Annotated in this window: 1 pseudogene; it reads left to right on the top strand. The window is 52.8% G+C overall.

From position 1 onward, the window contains the following. The first annotated feature begins 61 nt into the window (after positions 1-61). A pseudogene (locus QP908_RS11715) lies at positions 62-1,279 on the top strand (IS3 family transposase). Positions 1,280-1,325 lie beyond the last annotated feature (46 nt).

Raw genomic sequence — 1,325 nt, 5'->3', positions numbered from 1 at the left:
CTGAGGTTACCCTCGTTTAGTGGACACCCGATTAGTGCGGATCTTGTGTCCGTAAGAGAGGATGTTCATTGTGAGTCAACAACGCCAGAAATACACACCTGAGTATCGACGCGAAGCCGCGAACCTGGTAATCGAATCGCAGCGCCCAATTGCTCATGTAGCGAAAGAAATTGGTGTCGCACCTGGTCTTTTAGGCCGATGGGTAAAAAATGAGCGTCAACGCCTAAGGATCTTCCGATGGATTAAGCGAGGCTGATCTTCGTGCGGAGAATGCTCGTCTGCGTCGTGAGCTGGCAGAAGCCAAGATGGATAATGAGTTTTTGTCAAAAGCGACAGCCTTCTTCGCTTTAAGGCAACGCGAAGAGAAAAGTTCGAATTAATGCAGCAGGAGAAGGCTAACTACAGCATCAAGCGCATGGCACGCTTGTTGAAGGTATCTCGGTCTGGATACTACAAATGGACCCATATACAGCAGCAACGCTTAACCGGTAAGGATGATCGTGCATCATTTTACGATGATGTTGATCGCAAGATTCATCAGATTTGGAAAGACTCCGATGAGGTCTATGGTGCTCCGCGGATCACCGCAGAGCTAGGTGAGCGCTACCAGATCAGTGTGAATCGCAAGACTGTGGCCAAGCGGATGCGTCTGATGGGCATTGAAGGGATTTCACCGCGTGCTTTTGTGCCGGTGACAACGATTCAATCTAAGCGTAAATCTGCTCTTCCTGACCTGGTAAAGCGCATGTTTGATACCGGCGAGCTCAATCGAGTATGGATGTCGGACATTACCTACCTGCGCACCGGCGAGGGCTGGTTGTACTTATGCGCAGTTCGCGACGGTCATTCCCGCAGGGTACTGGGCTGGGCTATGGATAGCGTGCAAGATACATACCTGGTCGAACGAGCGCTGCGGATGGCACATACACTGCGTAGTGATGTTCCTGAGGGGCTGGTGTTTCACGCTGACCGGGGAACACAATTTACCAGCGAGCAGCTCTGGGACGTGTGCCGCAACCTAGGGGTTGCTCAGTCGGTAGGGCGCACTGGGGTGTGTTTCGATAACGCGATGGCCGAGTCGTTCTGGTCGACGCTTAAGACCGAGTTCTACGACCGGAAACGCTGGGCAACCCGCGATACTGCGCGTCAGGCTGTGGCTTACTGGATTGAAGTAGTCTACAACCGTCGGCGCCGGCACTCCGCCCTTGGGATGGTCAGCCCTGTCGATTTCGAAAATCACATCACCCAAACCAGAAACGAAGAAAAAATCGCTGCCTAACCGCTAGGTAGCTCTACTACGTGTCCACGATTTGCGGGCAACCCCA

Origin of the sequence: Corynebacterium sp. MSK204, assembly GCF_030229885.1 — a bacterium.
Taxonomy (GTDB): domain Bacteria; phylum Actinomycetota; class Actinomycetes; order Mycobacteriales; family Mycobacteriaceae; genus Corynebacterium.
The sequence above is the reverse complement of the archived record's forward strand: the minus strand, read 5'-3'. Positions and strand labels throughout refer to the sequence as shown.